Source organism: Acidithiobacillus caldus ATCC 51756 (assembly GCF_000175575.2).
Taxonomy (GTDB): Bacteria; Pseudomonadota; Gammaproteobacteria; order Acidithiobacillales; family Acidithiobacillaceae; genus Acidithiobacillus_A; species Acidithiobacillus_A caldus.
This window is the reverse complement of record NZ_CP005986.1, coordinates 744,106-762,218: the sequence shown is the minus strand read 5'-3', so window position 1 is coordinate 762,218 and position 18,113 is coordinate 744,106. Positions and strand designations below refer to the sequence as shown.

General features: G+C 63.0%; 16 protein-coding genes. 12 read left to right on the top strand and 4 right to left on the bottom strand.

Annotation, left to right across the window (positions count from 1 at the left end; translation table 11 throughout):
• Positions 1-12: 12 nt before the first annotated feature.
• From cyaY to ACAty_RS03775, 4 genes are read left to right on the top strand one after another with little or no spacing between them, the layout of a single operon-like run.
• A complete protein-coding gene (cyaY, locus tag ACAty_RS03790; protein ID WP_004870992.1) occupies positions 13-330 on the top strand; it encodes an iron donor protein CyaY in 318 nt (105 codons plus the stop codon).
• Positions 331-333: 3 nt separating this feature from the next.
• Positions 334-792 (top strand): EVE domain-containing protein, encoded by a 459-nt coding sequence (locus ACAty_RS03785; RefSeq protein ID WP_004870991.1) that lies wholly within the window; start codon positions 334-336, stop codon positions 790-792.
• Entirely contained in the window at positions 785-1,477 is a 693-nt protein-coding gene (locus ACAty_RS03780) for a glutathione S-transferase family protein (RefSeq protein ID WP_004870990.1), read from the top strand. The genes ACAty_RS03785 and ACAty_RS03780 overlap by 8 nt, the downstream gene beginning before the upstream one ends.
• Positions 1,478-1,514: 37 nt before the next feature.
• Positions 1,515-1,859, top strand: coding sequence for a hypothetical protein (locus tag ACAty_RS03775; protein ID WP_004870989.1), 345 nt, complete (start codon positions 1,515-1,517; stop codon positions 1,857-1,859).
• A gap of 37 nt (positions 1,860-1,896) precedes the next feature.
• Here ACAty_RS03775 and ACAty_RS03770 read toward each other — a convergent pair whose 3' ends face one another.
• From ACAty_RS03770 to lptF, 3 genes are all read right to left on the bottom strand, one after another.
• On the bottom strand, positions 1,897-3,873 hold the full coding sequence (locus tag ACAty_RS03770) for a dynamin family protein (protein ID WP_004870988.1): 1,977 nt from the start codon (positions 3,871-3,873) through the stop codon (positions 1,897-1,899).
• Between the two features lie 162 nt (positions 3,874-4,035).
• On the bottom strand, positions 4,036-5,109 hold the full coding sequence (lptG, locus tag ACAty_RS03765) for an LPS export ABC transporter permease LptG (protein ID WP_004870987.1): 1,074 nt from the start codon (positions 5,107-5,109) through the stop codon (positions 4,036-4,038).
• A complete protein-coding gene (gene lptF / locus ACAty_RS03760) occupies positions 5,106-6,224 on the bottom strand; it encodes an LPS export ABC transporter permease LptF (RefSeq protein WP_004870985.1) in 1,119 nt (372 codons plus the stop codon). The genes lptG and lptF overlap by 4 nt, the downstream gene beginning before the upstream one ends.
• Positions 6,225-6,348: 124 nt before the next feature.
• On the opposite strand from lptF, the gene ACAty_RS03755 reads away from it, so the two are divergent.
• The 5 genes from ACAty_RS03755 to nadC all read left to right on the top strand — a co-directional run bounded on the left by ACAty_RS03755 (position 6,349) and on the right by nadC (position 12,954).
• The gene (locus tag ACAty_RS03755) at positions 6,349-7,851 is read left to right on the top strand and encodes a leucyl aminopeptidase (RefSeq protein ID WP_004870982.1); all 1,503 of its coding nucleotides are present in this window, start codon (positions 6,349-6,351) and stop codon (positions 7,849-7,851) included.
• Positions 7,852-7,861: 10 nt separating this feature from the next.
• Positions 7,862-8,293 carry a DNA polymerase III subunit chi gene (locus tag ACAty_RS03750; protein WP_004870981.1) on the top strand — a complete coding sequence of 144 codons (432 nt, stop codon included), beginning with the start codon at positions 7,862-7,864 and terminating at the stop codon, positions 8,291-8,293.
• Between the two features lie 12 nt (positions 8,294-8,305).
• Positions 8,306-9,193, top strand: coding sequence for a hypothetical protein (locus tag ACAty_RS03745; protein ID WP_004870978.1), 888 nt, complete (start codon positions 8,306-8,308; stop codon positions 9,191-9,193).
• Positions 9,190-12,006, top strand: a complete 2,817-nt coding sequence (locus ACAty_RS03740) for a valine--tRNA ligase (RefSeq protein WP_004870976.1) — start codon at positions 9,190-9,192, stop codon at positions 12,004-12,006. The genes ACAty_RS03745 and ACAty_RS03740 overlap by 4 nt, the downstream gene beginning before the upstream one ends.
• 117 nt (positions 12,007-12,123) lie before the next feature.
• The gene (gene nadC, locus ACAty_RS03735) at positions 12,124-12,954 is read left to right on the top strand and encodes a carboxylating nicotinate-nucleotide diphosphorylase (RefSeq protein WP_038471630.1); all 831 of its coding nucleotides are present in this window, start codon (positions 12,124-12,126) and stop codon (positions 12,952-12,954) included.
• A 69-nt stretch (positions 12,955-13,023) separates the two neighbouring features.
• Here nadC and ACAty_RS03730 read toward each other — a convergent pair whose 3' ends face one another.
• Positions 13,024-14,625: an APC family permease gene (locus ACAty_RS03730; protein ID WP_004870972.1), complete on the bottom strand. Its 1,602-nt coding sequence runs from the start codon at positions 14,623-14,625 to the stop codon at positions 13,024-13,026.
• 112 nt (positions 14,626-14,737) lie between these two features.
• Here ACAty_RS03730 and ACAty_RS03725 point away from each other — a divergent pair, with 112 nt between their 5' ends.
• From ACAty_RS03725 to ACAty_RS03715, 3 genes are all read left to right on the top strand, one after another.
• Positions 14,738-15,217 (top strand): hypothetical protein, encoded by a 480-nt coding sequence (locus tag ACAty_RS03725; RefSeq protein WP_004870970.1) that lies wholly within the window; start codon positions 14,738-14,740, stop codon positions 15,215-15,217.
• 272 nt (positions 15,218-15,489) lie between these two features.
• Positions 15,490-16,932, top strand: coding sequence for a cytochrome ubiquinol oxidase subunit I (locus tag ACAty_RS03720; protein WP_004870967.1), 1,443 nt, complete (start codon positions 15,490-15,492; stop codon positions 16,930-16,932).
• Between the two features lie 54 nt (positions 16,933-16,986).
• A complete protein-coding gene (locus ACAty_RS03715) occupies positions 16,987-18,075 on the top strand; it encodes a cytochrome d ubiquinol oxidase subunit II (protein WP_004870964.1) in 1,089 nt (362 codons plus the stop codon).
• Positions 18,076-18,113 lie beyond the last annotated feature (38 nt).

The window sequence follows — 18,113 nt, the reverse complement described above, 5'->3', positions numbered from 1 at the left end:
TGGGAGAACCGCATGTCCGACGAAACCTTTGCGCTTTCGGCAGAACGCACCCTGGAGCAGATTCTCGGCCAGTTGGAGGGCAACGCCCCCGAGGTGGAGGCAGATCTGGTGGACAGTGTCCTGACCTTGGAATTACCAGACTCCAGCACCATCGTCCTCAATCGCCAGGAGGCCGTGGAGCAGATCTGGCTCGCCTGCAGCGATGGTCCGGCGCGCTTTCAGCACACGGATCGGGGCTGGCGCGATACCCAGACTGACCAGGAACTGGGGGAGGTTCTCGGTACGCTCATTGGCCGGCGCCTTGGCCGCACGCTGCAGATTCGGTTGTGAGCCATGGCCCACTGGTTGCTGAAAACCGAGCCCGAAGCCTTCTCTCTCGACGATCTCAAGGCCCGAGGACAGGAGCCCTGGGATGGGATCCGTAACTACCAGGCCCGCAATTTTCTGCGGCAGATGCGGGTGGGTGACGAGGTCTTCATCTATCACTCGCGCGTACCGGTTCCCGGAATCGTCGGCATCGCTCGGATCGTCACGGAGGCCCATCCCGATCCCACGCAGTTCGACCCCCAGAGCCCCTATTACGATGCCGGTTCAAGCCCTGCGGACCCCCGGTGGGATCTGGTGGATATCGCCTACCTTGCCCACTGTGTGCCAGCCGTCTCCCTCGAGTCCCTGCGCGAGATGCCCGAATTCGCCGACAACCCGCTGGTGCGCAAGGGTAATCGCCTGTCCATCGTCCCCATCAGCGAGAGCCAGTGGCAGGCGGTACTGGCGCGAGTGACCCTTGTCTGAAGCGGTGCTCTACTTTCGCCACGCGGACGCAGCGGGCCTGCGTCTGCGCCTCCTCTGTGCCTGGCGCGGCCTGAACCTGCGCCTGGAACCGCGCCCGCTTCGGGATCTGGAAACGGCTTTCGACCTGGGTTTCGCCGATCTACCGGTGCTCGTGGATGGCGACGGTCGCCGCTGGACGGGGGCGGTGGAATCCCTGCCGGAACTGGACGCGCAACTGGGGAGAACCCCTGCAAATCCGGCGCTTATGGCAGAGTGGCCGGCCTTCGTGGCCTGGCGCGCCGAACTGGAGCCGCTGCGTCAACGCTTGTTGGCGCCGATCCTCCCCCTCTATCCAGAGATTTCTGCGGATCCCGAGGACTTCGCTTGGTATCGGCAGGAGTGCGAGCGGCGTTTCGGTCAAGGACCAGAGGCCCTGGCCAACGATCGCTACGGCGCCTATCAACAGTTGGAGCGCCGGGGTCGGTTGCGCCAACTTGCCCGCATTCTGGCGCAAAAAAAGTTCTACCTCGAGGAGATGAGCCTCGTGGATATCGTCCTCACCGCCGATTTCCACGCCCTGCGGTTTCTCGACGGGGTGACCGTACCCATCGACCTTCTCTATTATTTCCAACGGGTAGCCGGTCAGTGTGGCCTGTCCCTGGACAGCGGACTGGAGGCAGCCCGAAGCACCCGCGAGCTTTCCTGAGTACCGATTTTTAGCCGTCCGTTTTAGGAGAACCGACATGACCTACGCCGAACTGATCCAGTTTCTCGACACCCATCTGGGCTATACCCTCACCTCGGGACGGGATCTCGACGCTCTCCTTGCCGAGGCCAAGGCGGGGAAAATGGAAGACCCCCTGGCGCAGGAGATCCTGGTGGCCATCTATTCCGGCAATGCCTGCGACGGTATCGCCGCGCCCGTGGATCGCGCCCGCAGCTTCGACGGCCTGGCCGCCCTGCGTCTGCGCAGTCAGGCGGATGACTCCGATCCAGCCCTGTTCCGCAAGGTACTGAAGCTATCGGAAACCCTGGATCGCGCCTTCGACGAGGAAGTCATCCGCCAAAAGGCAGCGCAAACGCACTGACTCCGGCGCCGCTCACCGAGAGCCCGCGCATCTCCCGTCAAGAGGACAGGCGCAGGGTGTGGAACCCCTGCGAATCCTCCTCGGTCCAGCGGAACAGGTTCTGGAGCCGGTCACGCAGGGCCTGAAGTTCCTGGGCCTGGCGCTGCAATACCTGCTCCTTGCCCATGAGGGCCTCGATGCGGGGCTGGATGTTCACGGAAGATTCGACAATGGACTCCAGAGCACGGAGTTTCTCGTCGGACTGCTCGGCATACAGGACCAGCTGCCGGTTCATCAGTTCGAGGGCCTCATCCACCCAGCTCGTGAGATCCCGGCGTGTGGCCTCGACAAAACGGCGAATCTGCGCCGCGAGGCTGAGAAAGGCCTTGCGCACCACCACGCCCTGGGGCTTGGCGGCGATTTCCAGACGTTTGCCAAAACGCTCGTAACTGTCGGCCAAGGACAGGAGCTCGGCGCGCCGCGGCAAGAGCGCGTAGGGGACGGTATCCAGACGCGGGAGCAGATACTGCTGCTCGAGTCCCTGATAGGCCTCCAGCATCATGGCCGACAAGCGATTGGCGCGCTCCAGAGCCTGGTCAAACTGGGCGATGGTCTCTGCAAAAAAGCGTGTGAACCGATCGTAGATGCCGACGGTGGTCCAGGCCGCTAGCAACTCCGCCCGCGCCTCCTCGATCAGACCGTCCAGACCGTCCATGGCCAGGGACTCCAGCGACCAGGTGCGGGACAACTCCAGAAACTCCTGCTGTTTGCGCAGGAAGCTGCTGCGATCGCGGGCAAAGCTCTCCAGCAATTTACGCTGCCGCTCCAAAAGGCGCGGCAATTGCTCTCCGGTCTGGGCCTGCAGACGCCGCATGCTCTCCATTTCCGTGCGCAGATTCTGGATCTGTTCGTCCAACAAGACCTGCTGGTCCACCAGCACCCGCCGCAACAGTCGACCCGTATTCTCCTCGATGGCCTTGCGCTTGCCCGGCAACAGCACCTCGGCAATGGCGCGCTCGAGACCCTCGAGTCCGCTCCGGTGCAGCAGGGTTTCGTCCTTGCGAATGCGCCCCACGAGCCCCTTCTGGGCGGATACCGCGACGATCTGATCGGGACGAAGATTCAGGCGCTGCGCCACGACCTGGCGTTGCTGCTCCACCATGGCATCGATTTCCGCCTCGGGCTTGAGCTCGTCCCACAGGGTATCGATCTTGTTGAGCACCACCAATTGGTTGAGCAGTGGGCTGCGTCCCAGAGCCTGCTCCCAGATTTCCAGATCGCTCTGCGTCACGCCGGTATCGGCACCCAGCACGAAAATCACGGCATCGGCATCGCGCGCCAGCTCCAGGCCCAGGTCACCCTCGCTACCCAAGGCATTGAGACCGGGGGTATCCAGGATGACCAGGCCCGCTTGCAAAACCGAATGGTCCAGACGCAGAAGCGCGTAGCGCCACCGCGGTATGCGGACCTTGCCGTCACCGCAAGATGGGCACTGGCTCTGCTCGGGTTTGGCACCATCCAGGGGCGGACAGAGCCCCCAACGCCTGGCCTCACTGAGTCCCACACAAAGGGTCTCGGTCAGTTGTGCCATGGCCGCGGCTTGCGCCGTATCGCTATCCAGAGGCAACACCGTCCAGAGTTCACGGGAACGCTTGAGCTGTTCTACGGAGCCGCGCAGACTTCGGGACCGTATGGGCAGGAGCTCCATATGGGCAGCCTGGCCGGAGGTAGCCCGGATTTCCACGGGGCACATGGTCGTCTGACCCGGCCCCGAAGGCAGCAGCCGGGCACCGTAATCGTGAAAAAACAGCGCGTTGATGAGCTCCGACTTGCCCCGGGCAAATTCACCGTAAAACGATATCTTGAGTTGATCGTCCAGTATTTCCTGGGCCAAACTCTCCATCCGCAGGAGGGTACCGCTGGGAAGCAGCTCCAGACTCAGACTGAATCGCGCCATTTCCTGAACGGCCGCAGCAATGTGGTGCCGCCATTGGTGATATTCCTGCAATCTATGGATCAACAGCGGCTTTTCCATCGCACTCTCCCATAAAACGTCCCATGTAGGCCGTGTATCGCACCACTGCGGTCTGGCGTTCGACGCCGCACGTTGCGCATTCCGTCTTCCGTCTCCGGGACTTGCACCTAATTAGACGCAAAACGCCAAAAAACACCCTGACGATCCACAGGACCGGTTCCCTCAGCGGTAATAACGCTGCAATCCCCAGGCAATGCTCGCAAACAGGGCCAAGGGGAAGACCGTGGCAAAAACCGGAGGGATGCCTCCGGAGATACTGATAAACCCAGACATCTCCGTCAGAAAATGGAAGGCCAAGCCGAGAACGAGACCCATCAATATGCGCCCAGCCAGACCGCCACCCCGTGGATTGCGAGTGACCAGGGGAACGACCAGCCAGATCATGACGAGCCCAACCCAGGGATAGGTCACCCGCTTCCAGAAAGCCAGCGCAAAGCGGTTCATGCTCAGCACGCTACCCTGGAGATTCTGGTAGCTTTCCCAGAGCGCCGGCAGCGTCATGGTGCGCGTCGGATGGGAAAAGCTGCGCAAGGTACCGGGGTCCAGACGCACATCCCAGGGCTGCTGGACGAGCGTCGTGGAGACGATGCGCTGCGCCCCCAGGACGTGACTCTGTACCCCTTGCAGCTGCCAGGCGCCGTCGCGATACAACGCTTCCCTGGCATCGAGCATGCGCGTGACCGCATCGAGACTCGGCGTGGTGATGACGATGCGCAGGCCCTCCAGGCGTCTCCCGTCGGCAGCTATGGCGCGGATCTGGATCAATTGGTCCCCCTGGCGCAGCCAGACTCCGCCGTCGGGAAGGGCCTGAAAACCACTACCCTGCCCACCATTGGCCCAGATGGCCTCCGCTGCGGGAGCCGTGTAGGGGACTACCCACTCACCCAGGGCAAAGGTCAGCAGCGCTCCCCATAGTCCAACCCAGAGCAGGGGCCGCTGCAGGCGCCACAAAGACCATCCGGACATGCGCAAAGCGACGAGCTCCGAGTGGCTGTTGAGCAGGCTGACCCAGATCAAGGCACCAAGCAGCAGCGCAAGGGGAATGAGATTGTAGGCAAGGTCCGGTAATTGCAGGGAAATATAGGTCACGAGCTTGCCCATGTCCCAGCTGCCGTGGCCGGGTCCACCGGACTTGGCGATGAGGTTGGCCACAAACATCAGTGCGAGCAGAACGAACAGCACCAGTGTGCTGTAGCCCAACATACCGCGAAAGAGCAGGCGATCGGCACGTTTCATGGGCGTAACAGCCCCAACCAGGAGGGCAGCACGGGGCGATCCCCCTGACGCCGCCAGAAGGCATAGGCCGCCAGCGCGCCCAACAGGAGCAGCACCCAGAAGAGGCCGGGAAATCCTCCGATACGCCCCTGGATGATGCCCTCCTTCAGGAAAACCAGCAGGTTATTGGCCGCGAGCAAGGTCAGGATCCCCAGCAAGGCACCCGAGGCCCGTCCCGCGCCGCGCGGCCCGCCGAAGGCCAAGGGTATGGCGAGCAGGGCGAGAACGGGGATCAGGAGGGGCCAGATGAGCCGCCATTCCAGTTCGGCGAGGGCATGGCGGGCGTATCGTGGTTCCCGCAGGGCCTGGAGCACCTGCGGAAGATCCAGAGCCGCCCAATGGATACCCTGATCCGAGCTTCCCTGAGGGGCCGCCAGCGCTATGCGATAGTGAACAAAACTCAGGATCTTGAAGCCGGCGGTACCGGGTTGTCCCAGATAGCGGTGCCCCTGGATCAGCACCAAAGCGATGCCACCATCCTGGTCCTTGCGAATTTCACCAAAGGCAGCGGTGGCAATATCCGGCTCACCCTTGCCACCCAGATCCACGAAGATCTCCCGATAGCGGTGCTCCGAACCGGGCGCCGACTGACCCACATAGAGGATGTGTCCGCCGGCAATGCGGGCAAAACTGCCGGGCTGGATCAGGGCCTCGGCGGCGGCATTGGCCAGCCGCAGACTTTCCGCCTGCAGTTGCCGCTGGGCGGCGGGCGACCAGGACAAGGACAGCAACGCTTCGAGAAGGGCGATGACCAGGATGGGCAAAGCCAAGGCACGCAGCAAATCCAGGAGACTCAGCCCAGCACTGCGGATGGCCATCATCTCGTTGCTGCGGTAGAGATTGGAAAAAACCAGATACAGAGCAAAGAAAAAGGCCAGTGGCAGCACCGTCACCAGCAAGGTCGGGGTCGCCAGTCCCAGAAGTTGCAAAGTAACCCCCAGGGGCAGTTGTCCCGACGCCACTTGACTCAGAAGCTGACTCAGCTGACCAATGGCCAGGATTCCCAGCACCAGCAGACAGCCAAAGACGAAGACCCGCAAAAGGTCACGCAGGATCCGCGCGTGGATACGGCTCAAGGCCAGACTCCACGGAGGCAGCCGCCTTGCAAACTTGATCCGCTGCGTCTCACGGCTTATGTTTGCCCATATTGCTGTCCCCTCGCCGTCACCTTACGGCAAAGATTACCACAGGAGAGAAGCCTTGGAGATAGTAGTCCGCACCGTCGATCCCTGCCGTGACCCTCTGGACTGCCTCATCGTCCCCCTCTTTGCCGACGGCGACCTGCCCAAGGCAGCGGCGGCCGTGAATGAGGCGGGTTCCGGCGCGCTGAAGAAGCGCGTGGAGCAGGGGGATTTCCGCGGCGAATGCGGTCAAACTCTGACCCTCTACGATGTCCCGGGTATCCAGGCCGCCCGCCTCCTGCTGGTGGGTGTCGGCAAGTCCGACAAGATCTCCGCCCTGAATTACCAGAAAGCCATGCTCGCGGCGGGTCGCGCACTGGCCGACAAGGGCGTGGTCCATGCCACCCTCCTCGGCCTGGATCTCGACGTCCCCACGCGCGAGCCGGCGGCGCTGGCCGAGATCGCCGTACAGGCCATCGCCGATGGACAGTATCGCTTCGATCATCACAAAGCGCCCGCCGAGACTGCGCGCCGGGAATTGCAGACCTTAACCCTGGCCGTGGACGATCACCTCGCCCCGCAAAGCGAGGCTATCTTCGCCGCCGCCGACGCCGCCCGTATCACCAGCGAGGCTGCGGCGTGGGCGCGAGATCTCGCCAATGAGCCGGGCAACGTCTGCACCCCCACCTGGCTCGCCGAGCAGGCCGAGGCCATGGCGTCCAGCCGCGGGATCGAGGCCGAAATCCTCGGCCCGGCGCAGATGGAGGAGCTTGGCATGCAGCTCCTGTTGGGCGTGGCCCAGGGCTCGCGCCAGGAACCGCGCCTCATCGTCCTGCATTACCGTGGTGCCGACAGCGCTGCCGCCCCGCTGGTATTGGTGGGCAAGGGGCTCACCTTCGATGCCGGCGGTATCTCCCTGAAACCCGCCGACAAGATGGACGAGATGAAATACGATATGTGCGGTGGGGCAACGGCCCTGGCCGCCATCCGTGCCGCCGCCGACCTCCGTCTGCCGCTGAACCTCAGCGTCGTCGTTCCCGCATCGGAAAATCTCCCCGATGGCAAGGCCACGAAGCCCGGAGACATCCACAAGAGCATGAGTGGCCTGACCGTTGAAATCCTCAATACCGATGCCGAGGGGCGGCTCATTCTCGCCGATGCCCTCACCTACGCCCGCCGCTTCAAGCCGGCGGCCATCATCGACATGGCGACCCTCACGGGGGCCTGCATCATTGCCCTGGGGCACCAGACGGCCGCGGTGCTCGGCACCGACGCGACGCTGGTCCAGGATCTGCTGGAGGCGGGTCGCCAAAGCCTCGATCGCGCCTGGGAACTGCCGCTCTTCGAGGTCTACCACGAACAGTTGAAAAGCCCCTTTGCCGATCTCAGCAATGTCGGCGGCCGCCCAGCCGGTACCATCACCGCTGCCTGTTTCCTCTCGCGGTTCGTGGAAGATATCCCCTGGGCGCACCTGGACATCGCCGGAGTCGCCTGGAAAAGCGGCGAGCACAAGGGAGCGACGGGCCGGCCTGTGCCGCTTCTGGTGGAATACCTCAGGCGGCGTGCCAGCAAACCGCGCTGAGACTTAGCCCTTGCCCAGCGCCAGCTTTTACCGCCTGCCTGCGAATCTGCTCACGGCAACGGAGCAGCACCGTGCCGTCTGCCGAGTCGTTGCCAAGGCCTGGCAGGTACTGGGTCAGGTCAACATCCTCTGCCGGGATGAGGAGTTGGCCGAAAGCATGGACGATCTCCTCTGGACCTATCAGGCCGGCGCCTTCACGCCCCACGGACGCGACCCGCAGGAACCCGTCTGCCTCTATGCCGGCACCGACGCTTCGGTGCTGCGGCCGGCGCCAGCCTTGGCTCTGGTGGGACTGCGCGAACTCCCCGGAAACTTGCCGGATGCAGCGCGCCTGCTCGATTTCATCCCTCCGGACGAGTCCGGTGTGGCGGACGCCCGCCAGCGGTACCGAATCCTGCGCGAGGCAGGCTACACTATACAGACCTACACTTTGGAAGCCTGACGGAGCTCAGCCATGTCATCCCCTTCGCGCCAAGAACCCATTCTCGCCGTAGAAGAGCTCCCCGAGGACGTGGAGCCGCTCCTGCTCACCAATCTGGTCCGCGAAGGACTACCGCCACCCCTGTGGCACGGCTCACGCAGTACGGTGGAACCCAAGGCGCCAGACACCGACGAACGGGGGCCGCTACCCGATCCAGAGCCCATTTTGGCGCCAGACCCGGCCGCGGGGGACGAACTGCACGAGCCCACGGCGCCAGCGCAGACAGCGCCAACCCTGGAGACTCCGGCCGTACCCGCAAGCGCGGGGACATCGGTCGTCGATCCCGAGGATGCGGACCAATACCACCCCGTTGACCGTGTGCCCAGGGTGGCAGCTGAGCAGGCCATCGCCAGCCCGGTGAACGTTGGCGCCAGCACATCCGAAGTGACCGCATCCGCCGGCGATGCGCAGCCAGCCACCAGCATGGAAGAGGCGGACCTGGCCGAGGCCCTGGAGCGCATCCGCAATCTCTCCTTTCATTACAGCGCCACCCCGGCGGACGAGGCAGCCGGCGCCCGAACCCCAGCCGCCGAAGCCGAAGCCGCTGGCCCAGCACTGGACATGGACTTCCTCCAGGAATTCGAGACCCTTTTGTTCCAGGAAGTGGAACGGCGGGTACTGAGCGAACTCGAGGAACGCCTTACCCAACACCTGCAAAAGGTCTGGAAAGAGCAGGTCAGCATTGCCGTGCTGCGCGCCCTTTCCCTGGAGGGCATACGTCTGCGCGAGAGCATCAGCAAAGAATTGCAGGATAGCCTGCCCAATATCCTGCAGCAGGTCCTGCACGAGGGATTCGATCAGGCCCTGCATCCCGATGTGGCCGAAGCCGAAGCCAACCCCAATCCAGGAAGAGAGGCATGACGGACATTTTCGATCGTCCCTTCGCGCCCGCGGAGATCGAAGACGACTGCTACCGACGTTGGGAAACGCACAAAGTATTCGCTCCCAGGGGCGACGGTCCTGCCTACTGCATCATGCTGCCCCCACCCAACGTCACCGGCACCTTGCACATGGGGCACGCCTTTCAGGATACCCTGATGGATGTCCTGGTGCGAACCCATCGCATGCGCGGTGAGCGGGTGCTGTGGCAACCGGGCACCGATCACGCCGGCATCGCCACCCAGATGCTGGTGGAGCGACAGCTCCAGCGAGAGGGCCTCGAACGACGGGAGATGGGCCGGACCGCTTTTCTGGAGCGCGTCTGGCGCTGGCGCGAGGCATCGGGAGACCGCATCGTCCACCAGATCCGTCGGCTGGGTAGCAGCTGCGACTGGAGTCGACAACGCTTCACCCTGGACAGCGGCCTGTCTGAGGCGGTCACGGAGGTCTTTGTCCGCCTCTACGAACAGGGCCTCATCTATCGCGGCAAGCGTCTGGTAAACTGGGATCCCGTCCTGCAGACGGCCGTCTCCGACCTCGAGGTACTGAGCGAGGAGGAGATGGGCAAGCTCTGGCACATTCGCTACCCCCTCGTCGACGGCAGCGGCCAGCTGGTGGTGGCCACCACCCGTCCCGAGACCCTGCTGGGCGACGTCGCCGTCGCCGTGCACCCGGAAGACCCGCGCTATCGGTCCTTCGTGGGTCGCCGCCTACGCCTGCCCATCGTCGGTCGGGAGATTCCCGTCGTTGCCGACGACTATGTCGATCCCGAGTTCGGCTCCGGTTGCGTGAAAATCACCCCAGCCCACGACTTCAACGACTATGAGCTGGGGCAGCGGCACCATCTGCCCCTCGTCAACGTCTTCACGCCCGACGCGCACATCCGCAGCGAGGGCGAGGTCTTCGGTGCCCACTGGCAGGCCCCCATCCCCGAGGCCCTGCGGGGACTGGACCGCTATGCCGCACGACGCGCAGTGATTGCGCAGCTGGAAGCCGAGGGTCTGCTGGAACGCACCGACGAACACCGTCTGACGGTACCCCGCGGCGATCGTTCCGGCGCCGTCATCGAACCCTTCCTCACCGACCAGTGGTACGTGCGCGTCGCTCCCCTGGCGGAGCCGGCCATCGCTGCAGTGGAGACAGGCCGGCTGCGCTTTGTGCCGGAGAACTGGACCAAGACCTATTTCGACTGGATGCACCGTATCCAGGATTGGTGCATCTCCCGTCAACTCTGGTGGGGACATCAGATCCCCGCCTGGTATGGACCAGACGGTCAGGTCTTTGTGGCCCGGGATGAAGCCACGGCAGCGGCCGAGGCGCAAAGGCACTACGGCATGACCGTTCCCCTGGAGCGCGATCCCGATGTGCTCGACACCTGGTTCAGTTCCGCCCTCTGGCCCTTCACCACCCTGGGCTGGCCCGCAAGGACCCCGGAATTGCAGGAATTCTATCCCACCAGCGTCCTGGTCACCGGTTTCGATATCATTTTTTTCTGGGTCGCGCGCATGGTGATGATGGGCCTGCGTTTCATGGACGAGGTGCCCTTCCGGGAAGTCTACGTGCACGGCCTCGTGCGCGATGGCGAGGGCCAGAAGATGAGCAAATCCAAGGGGAATGTTCTCGACCCCCTGGATCTCATGGACGGCATCGATCTGGAGGCGCTGGTGGCCAAGCGCACCCAGGGACTCCTGCAACCGCACATGGCGCAAAAGATCGAACAGGCAACCCGCAAGGAATTCCCCCAGGGCATTCCCGCCTACGGCACCGACGCGTTGCGCTTCACTCTGGCATCCCTGGCTACCCAGGGACGGGATATCCGCTTCGATCTCAAGCGCGTCGAAGGCTCGCGCAATTTCTGCAACAAGATCTGGAATGCCGCCCGCTTCGCCACCATGCAGGTGGAACACGTGGACGACCTCGAGGGCGAGAGCGAACTCCTCGCCCCGGAGCGCTGGATCATCGGCCGCCTGCAGGAGACCGAGGCCGCTGTGAACGACGCCATCGATCAGTATCGTTTTGCCGACGCCGCCCAGGCCCTGTACCAGTTTTTCTGGAACGACTACTGCGACTGGTATATCGAACTTGCCAAGCCTGCGCTGCGTGGTGAGGGGGACTTCACGGTCGCCCAGCAGCGTGGCAGCCGGCGCACCCTGCTGCGCGTTCTCGAGGCCGGCTTGCGTCTGCTCCATCCCTTCATGCCGTTCATCACCGAAACGCTCTGGCAGAGGGTCGCGCCCATGGTGGGCCTTGGCGGTCCCAGTATCGCCCTGGCCCCCTACCCCAAGGCCGACCTCGACCGTATTCACAGGCAGAGCGAGGCGCAAGTACACTGGCTCGTGGCCTTCATCACCGCCCTACGCTCCATCCGCGGTGAAATGGACATCCCGCCAGCGCGCCCCCTCCCCCTGCTGCTGCAGGGTGGCACGGCGCAGGACCGGCAACGGGTCCGAGCGTTCTCGCCCTGGCTTTTCAGTCTCGGCAAGCTCAGTAGCCTGGACTGGCTGGAGGACGGGCAAGAGGCCCCGCCGGCGGCGCTGGCCCTGGTGGGCGACCTCCGTTTGCTGGTCCCCCTAGCCGGAGTCATCGACCTGGAGGCCGAGCGCGGACGGCTGGAACGGGAACGTCGGCGACTTGAGCAGGATCTGCAGAAAACCCGCGCCAAGCTCGCCCAGGACAGTTTCCGTGAGCGCGCCCCCGCTGCCGTGGTCGTCAAGGAGGAAGAACGCCTGGACGAACTCGAGCGTGCCCTTCAGCAACTGGCGGCGCAGGAAGCGCGTCTGCGTGAACTGGCCTAGTGCCCGGGGATCCCAGACACCCGGATCCTGGACAATGCCGGGATACGAAGCCCTGCCGTGCCCAGCAAAGCCAATGGGCACAGCAGAACCCACAGGAGAGGCTGACCGCCCGTGAGCATGCTCCCCACCGATCTTGAACTCAGCGTCGAGCGCGCCTTGGCCGAGGACATCGGCAGCGGCGACCTCAGCGCTGCCCTCATCGCGCCGAAGCTCGAGCTGCACGCCCACATCCTCAGCCGTGAGCCGGGTATCCTCTGCGGTCGTCCTTACGCCGACGCCGTGTTTCGGTACTGTTCCCCCGAGATCCGCTGCCACTGGCTGGTAGCCGAAGGGACGGAGTTCACCGCCGACACCGTACTGTGTACTCTGGAGGGCCCGGCCGGCCCCCTGCTCACGGCGGAACGCACGGCGCTCAATTTTCTGCAGTTGCTCTCGGGCACCGCGAGTCGGGTACGGCAGCATGTCCAGCTGCTCCAGGGCCTGCCCGCACGTTTGCTGGACACGCGCAAGACCTTGCCCGGGCTGCGTCTCGCGCAGAAGTACGCGGTTCGCATCGGTGGCGGACACAACCATCGCCTGGGGCTCTTCGATGGCATCCTCATCAAGGAAAACCACATCGCCGCCATGGGCGGGATCGGCCCTGCCCTTCGAGCCGCACGTGCGCTGGCGCCGGTCCTTACTCGGATCGAGATCGAGGTGGAAAACCTCGAGCAACTGGAGGAAGCCCTCGCGCACAGGCCAGACATGATCCTTCTGGACAACTTTGCCCTTGCCGACCTGCGCCGCGCCGTAGAGCGGGTTGGCGGCCGGATTCCCCTGGAAGCCTCAGGCAATCTCGGCCTGCACAATCTGCGGGAGGTGGCGGCCACAGGCGTGGATTACCTGTCCGTCGGCAGCCTCACCCGCGACGTCCGGAGTCTGGACCTTTCCCTCCGCTACGACGGCTGAATGGCATCGTACGGGCCCATCGCCCAGGGGCGCCCTAACCCCTGAGTACCCGCGGCGGACGCAGCGATTTCAGGGTCCCGTCACCGCCTTGCTTTCGTTGATCTCGGCCATGTAGCGCAAAATCTCCCGATCGGGGACCGCAAAGGTCATGGCCAAGCGCAGCACCGTCAAACTCAGGAGGGCAACGATGGCCATATCCGTGAAAAAGGTTATGTGACCGAGCCCACCCAAGTCCCTGGGCCCGAGATAACCGCACAGCCACAGCAGAGCAAAGTAGGGGAAGACCCACCACATGTGGCGCAGTCCCAGCGGTTTGCGCTCCGGCGCGGGCGTGAAAAGCCGACGCAGCAGGTAGAGACCGAGGAGCAGGGCCAGAGCCGTGAAGGTAAAACTCAGGGTTTTAACGCCCGCCCAGAAAATGATCCAATTGGAGACGATAAAGGCCAGGGGTGCGAGGATGGGTGCTGCCCAAAGGCGAAACGGCCGGGGCGCCTTCGGCATGGCACGGCGCAACTGCAGCAGAACGATGGGCCCGAGGGCATAGGACAGCACCGTGACCGAGGAGATATAGCCCACCAGCTTCTGCCAGGACGGGAAGGGAAAGAAAAACAGGATCCCCACGCCATAGACCAGCAGCAGCGCTCGCCACGGCACGCCAAAGCGGTTGATGTGCGTGAAAAAGCGTGGGAACACCCCCATCTCACCGGCGGCCATGCTCACCCGCGCAGCAGAGGTCACATAAATGAAGCCGGTGCCGGCGGGCGATATCAGCGCATCGATGTACAACACCGTACTCCACCAACCGGCCCCCACCGCCAGAGCCAGGGCGGCGAAGGGCCCCGTGAGCCCCGGAAAGTCCACCCCCGCCCAGCCTCCGTGACTCAGATCCGCGGGGTTCACGGCTACCAGGAAGGCAAACTGTAGGCCCTCATACAGGAGGGCGCTGAGGATTACGGCACCGATGACAGCGACGGGCAGACTGCGCCCAGGGTCCTTGCTCTCTCCGGCCAGATCGATGGCCTGACGGAAACCGAAGAAGCTGAAGACGATCCCGCTGGTGGCCACGGCGGCGAACATGCTCTCCAGGGCACCGTGGCTGGGCAGCAAGTGCAGGTTTTCCGGATGCCAGGACAAGGATACGAGCACGAAGACCGTCGCCGCCGGAATGAGCAGCTTCCACCAGGTAGCTACGCTGTTGATGCGCAGCACCCAGCGGATCACCAGAAAATTGAAAGCGACGAAAATGCCGAGAAGCAGTACCGCAGCCACGAAACCGCGGCGGCTGAGCAAGCCTTGGGCACCTTCCTGCAAAAAGCCCGGCAGATAATTGTTGGCGTAGGTGAGGACCGCCGTGACTTCCACGGGCGCAATGGTCACGTAGGAAAAGAACAGGATCCAGCCCCAGATCCAGCCCAGCAGTGAACCATTACCCAAGTGGCTGATGTGGACGATGGCACCGCTGCGCGGGATGAGCGGACCGAGTTCGGCATAGACCAGCGCCAGCAGGAGAATGGCAGCGGCACCGATGAGCCAGGAGACGAGACTCAGGGGTCCGGCCTGCTGGGCGGCATGCAGTGGCCCAAACAACCAGCCCGATCCGACGATGGCGCCCAGGCTTGCGTACAGCAATCCGAACTTGCCGCCCTCGCGGCGTAATTGACCTTCACCCATCCAGCTCCCTCCTAAGCACTCGCGGCTGGGTCCACGGGAACTCTCGCGATTCCCTCCAAGCTTCATGATAGAGTCTGCAGCGTATGGGCACAAACCGCAGGGGAGAGCAGCCATGGCCATAAAAAGGACCAGCACGAAGTCCAGTCGTGGACTCTGGCTCGGTGTGCTGGTGGCGCTATTGCTGGTGGGCGGTCTGCTCTTTTTCACCGGCAGACCGACACCGCCCAGCCCAGTGCCTCGCCCACCAGCGCCCACCCTGCAGACCCACACCCTCGCCTTGGGTAACTACGGCGCTACGGTGCGTATCGACGGTGCGCTTCGCGCCCTGGAGATCCGCCCGCTGGCCGAGCTCTCGGGTCCGCCAGGGTCGCTCGCACCCACTCTGCCACAAAGTGCGGTGGAAGCCGTGATCACCAACACCCTCCTATCCTACCCGCAGCTCGACCAACTGGACCGCTCAGCCACCACGCAGCGGGCTTTTCGACGGCTGCTGGAACAACGCCTGACCAAGCTCCTGCCGCCCCCGCATGGGCGCTGGAAGCTCCGCATCCTTCGGCTAAAAACCCAGGTGAAGGCCATACCCGCCTCCTAGGCACGAACTAGGCGCGGACAGAACGGGCCTCATGGGCGACGCTCACCGACCCTATACCGCCATGGATCTTCCGGGAAAAACACCAGACCGGTTTATATGCACCAGCCAGAATGGTGCATATAAACCAGCCGAACTGAAGCGGCCCGACCGATAATAAGATAACCATCTGTTAATATTACCAGATAATCTGAGCGTTTTTATCTGGAACAAAAGCTGCTTTCATCCCTTTTGCTTACCGCAAAACATCCTAGAGTTTTCACGAGGGAAACGACATGATTCTGGAGAATACCCTCCCCATCCTGCTCAGCCGTCTGGACTTTGCCTTCATCACGTCCATGCACATCCTCTGGACGCCGGTGACCATCGGCATGTCCTGGCTGCTCTTTCTTCTGGAGTGGGCCTGGCTGCGCTCGGGGAACGAAAAGTGGTACCGCCTACAGCGCTTTTTCGAAAAGCTCTTCATCGTCAACTTCGGCGCCGGTGTGGCCACCGGTGTCACCATGGAGATGGCCTTCGGCATCCTCTACGGGCCTTTCTCCCAGGCCGTGGGGCCTTTCTTCGGCAACATCCTGGGCTTTGAGACCATCACCGCCTTCATGTACGAGGCGGGCTTCATCGGCCTGATGATCTTCGGCTGGGGCAAGATCGGCAAGGGGATGCACCTCTTCTCTACCTTCAATGTCGCACTCTCCTCCAGCCTCTCGGCCATGTGGATTCTGGTGGCCAATGGCTGGATGCAGACGCCGACGGGAGTGGTACTCAAGAACGGTCTCTTCCAGGTGACCAACTGGTGGACCGCCATCTTCAACCCCAACTTCGACATCGGCTTCCCGCACATGTGGATCGCCACTCTGGAGCTTTCGCTCTTTTTCTTTGCCGCGGTGTCGGCCTGGTTCATCCTGAAGAATCGCAATGCCGATCTTTTCACCACCCTGCTGAAGCCCACCCTGCTCGCGCTCATCGTCATCACGCCCCTGCAGATCTTCATCGGCGACGAATTGGGTCGAGAGGTGGCGGCCGACCAACCGACCTCTCTTGCGGCCATGGAAGGACATTTCCACACCTATCTTGCCAACGGCGAGCCGGACACCAGCTGGAATCTCATCGCCATTCCCGACGTACAGGCGGGTAAGAATCTGTTCAGCATCCAGATTCCCCACGTCCTGAGCCTGTTGGAGACCCACACTTGGAATGGTGTGGTGACGGGCATGGATCACTTCCCCGTCAAGGATCGGCCCAATGTCTGGGTACCTTTCTATGCCTTCCGGATCATGGTCGCCATCGGCTTTTTCCTCTTTTTCATGGCCTTGTGGGGTAATCTCCTGCGCCTGCGCGGGGAGTTGACGGCCGAAAAGCTGCGCCGCCATCCCAACTTTCTGCGGCTCATGGTGTTCAGCGGCTTTCTGCCCTATCTGGCCGTGTGGACCGGCTGGTGGACCCGTGAGATCGGGCGTCAGCCCTGGGTGGTGTACGGCCTCATGCGCACCTGGCAGGGTGTCAGCCACATGAGCGTGGGCGCTGAGAGTCTTTGGTTTGCGGGTTACATCGCCTTTGAGCTGATGGTCTGGAGCGGCGCCTGGTACTTCTTTTCCCGCATCATCAAGAAGGGTCCGGATCTGGATAGTCCGGTCGTGGGCAGTTCCGATACGGCAGCCAGCGGCGGCGGAATTGCGCAGCCGAGCTTTGCCAAGCCGACTCTGGAAAAGACACGCTAACCCCTCTTGGCATCATCGCGGGACCCGCAAGTCCCGCGGCATTCGGAGAACATCATGAATGGTATCAGCGAAATCCTGCGTATACACAGCTCCCTCGGGACCTTCTGGTGGATCCTGCTGGGCCTCTTCTTTGTCATCTACATCGTTCTGGATGGTGCCGATCTCGGCGCGGGTGTCTTTTCCCTGATGCTCGAGAACGAGAATGACCGCGCCGCCGTCATGGCGTCCATGGCCGGAACCTGGGACGCCAATGAGACCTGGCTGGTGGTCGCCGGTGGGGTGATCTTCGGCGCCTTTCCCCTCGTTTATGGCGCCACCTTCAATTATCTGATGATCCCCTTGATGTTTGCCCTCTGGGGAATCATCTCGCGGGCAGTGGCCTTCGAGTTCCACGTCCATGCCAAGGGCAGCAAGGCCTTCTGGGGCAAGATGTTCGGCCTGGGCAGTCTGGTTGCCGCCTTCTTCGCCGGCGTGGCCCTGGGAGCGACCCTGCTCGGGTTCCCCATGTCCAAGGGCAACGCCCAGGGTATTCAGGTCGCCAACGATCCCTTTGCCAACACGGTCCCGCATTTTTCCGGCAACGCCTTGAGCTTCCTCAGCCCCTTCAGCATCTGGACCGGTATTGCCGCCGTCATCGCCGGCGGTCTTGCAGGCACCCTCTATCTCTGCGCCCGCTTCAAGCAAGATGATCCCATCTACCAAAAGGCCTATGCCTGGGCGACGACTTTTTCCTACTTGGCCTTAGTAGCGGTGGTCATTACCCTAGTCTGGTCCTACGCCATCATGCCCGACGCAGCCAAGTGGACGGGGTCGGGCTGGTTCGGTTGGCTGATCCTGCTGTTGGCCATCCTGTTTTCCGCCTTCCGCATGATGATGGCACATGCGGCCCACCGCGACTTTCCCGCCCTGCTCTGGTGCGGAGCCATCGTTGTCCTGATGTGGGGCGGAATGTGGGCGACCAATTTCCCCTATATCGTGCCGCAGACCTGGACCATTGCTGCCGGCGCCAATCCGGCCAACGATCTGGCCATCCTGACCTTGTTCATGACCGGCTTCGTTCCCGTCATGATCATGTACAACGCCTATCAGATCTGGGTCTTCCGCCATCGGCTGACGCACTTGGCGGGTTACGAGAGTCACTGAGCAGACTGGCGACCGAGCCATTCGCCAGCGCTCGTCCT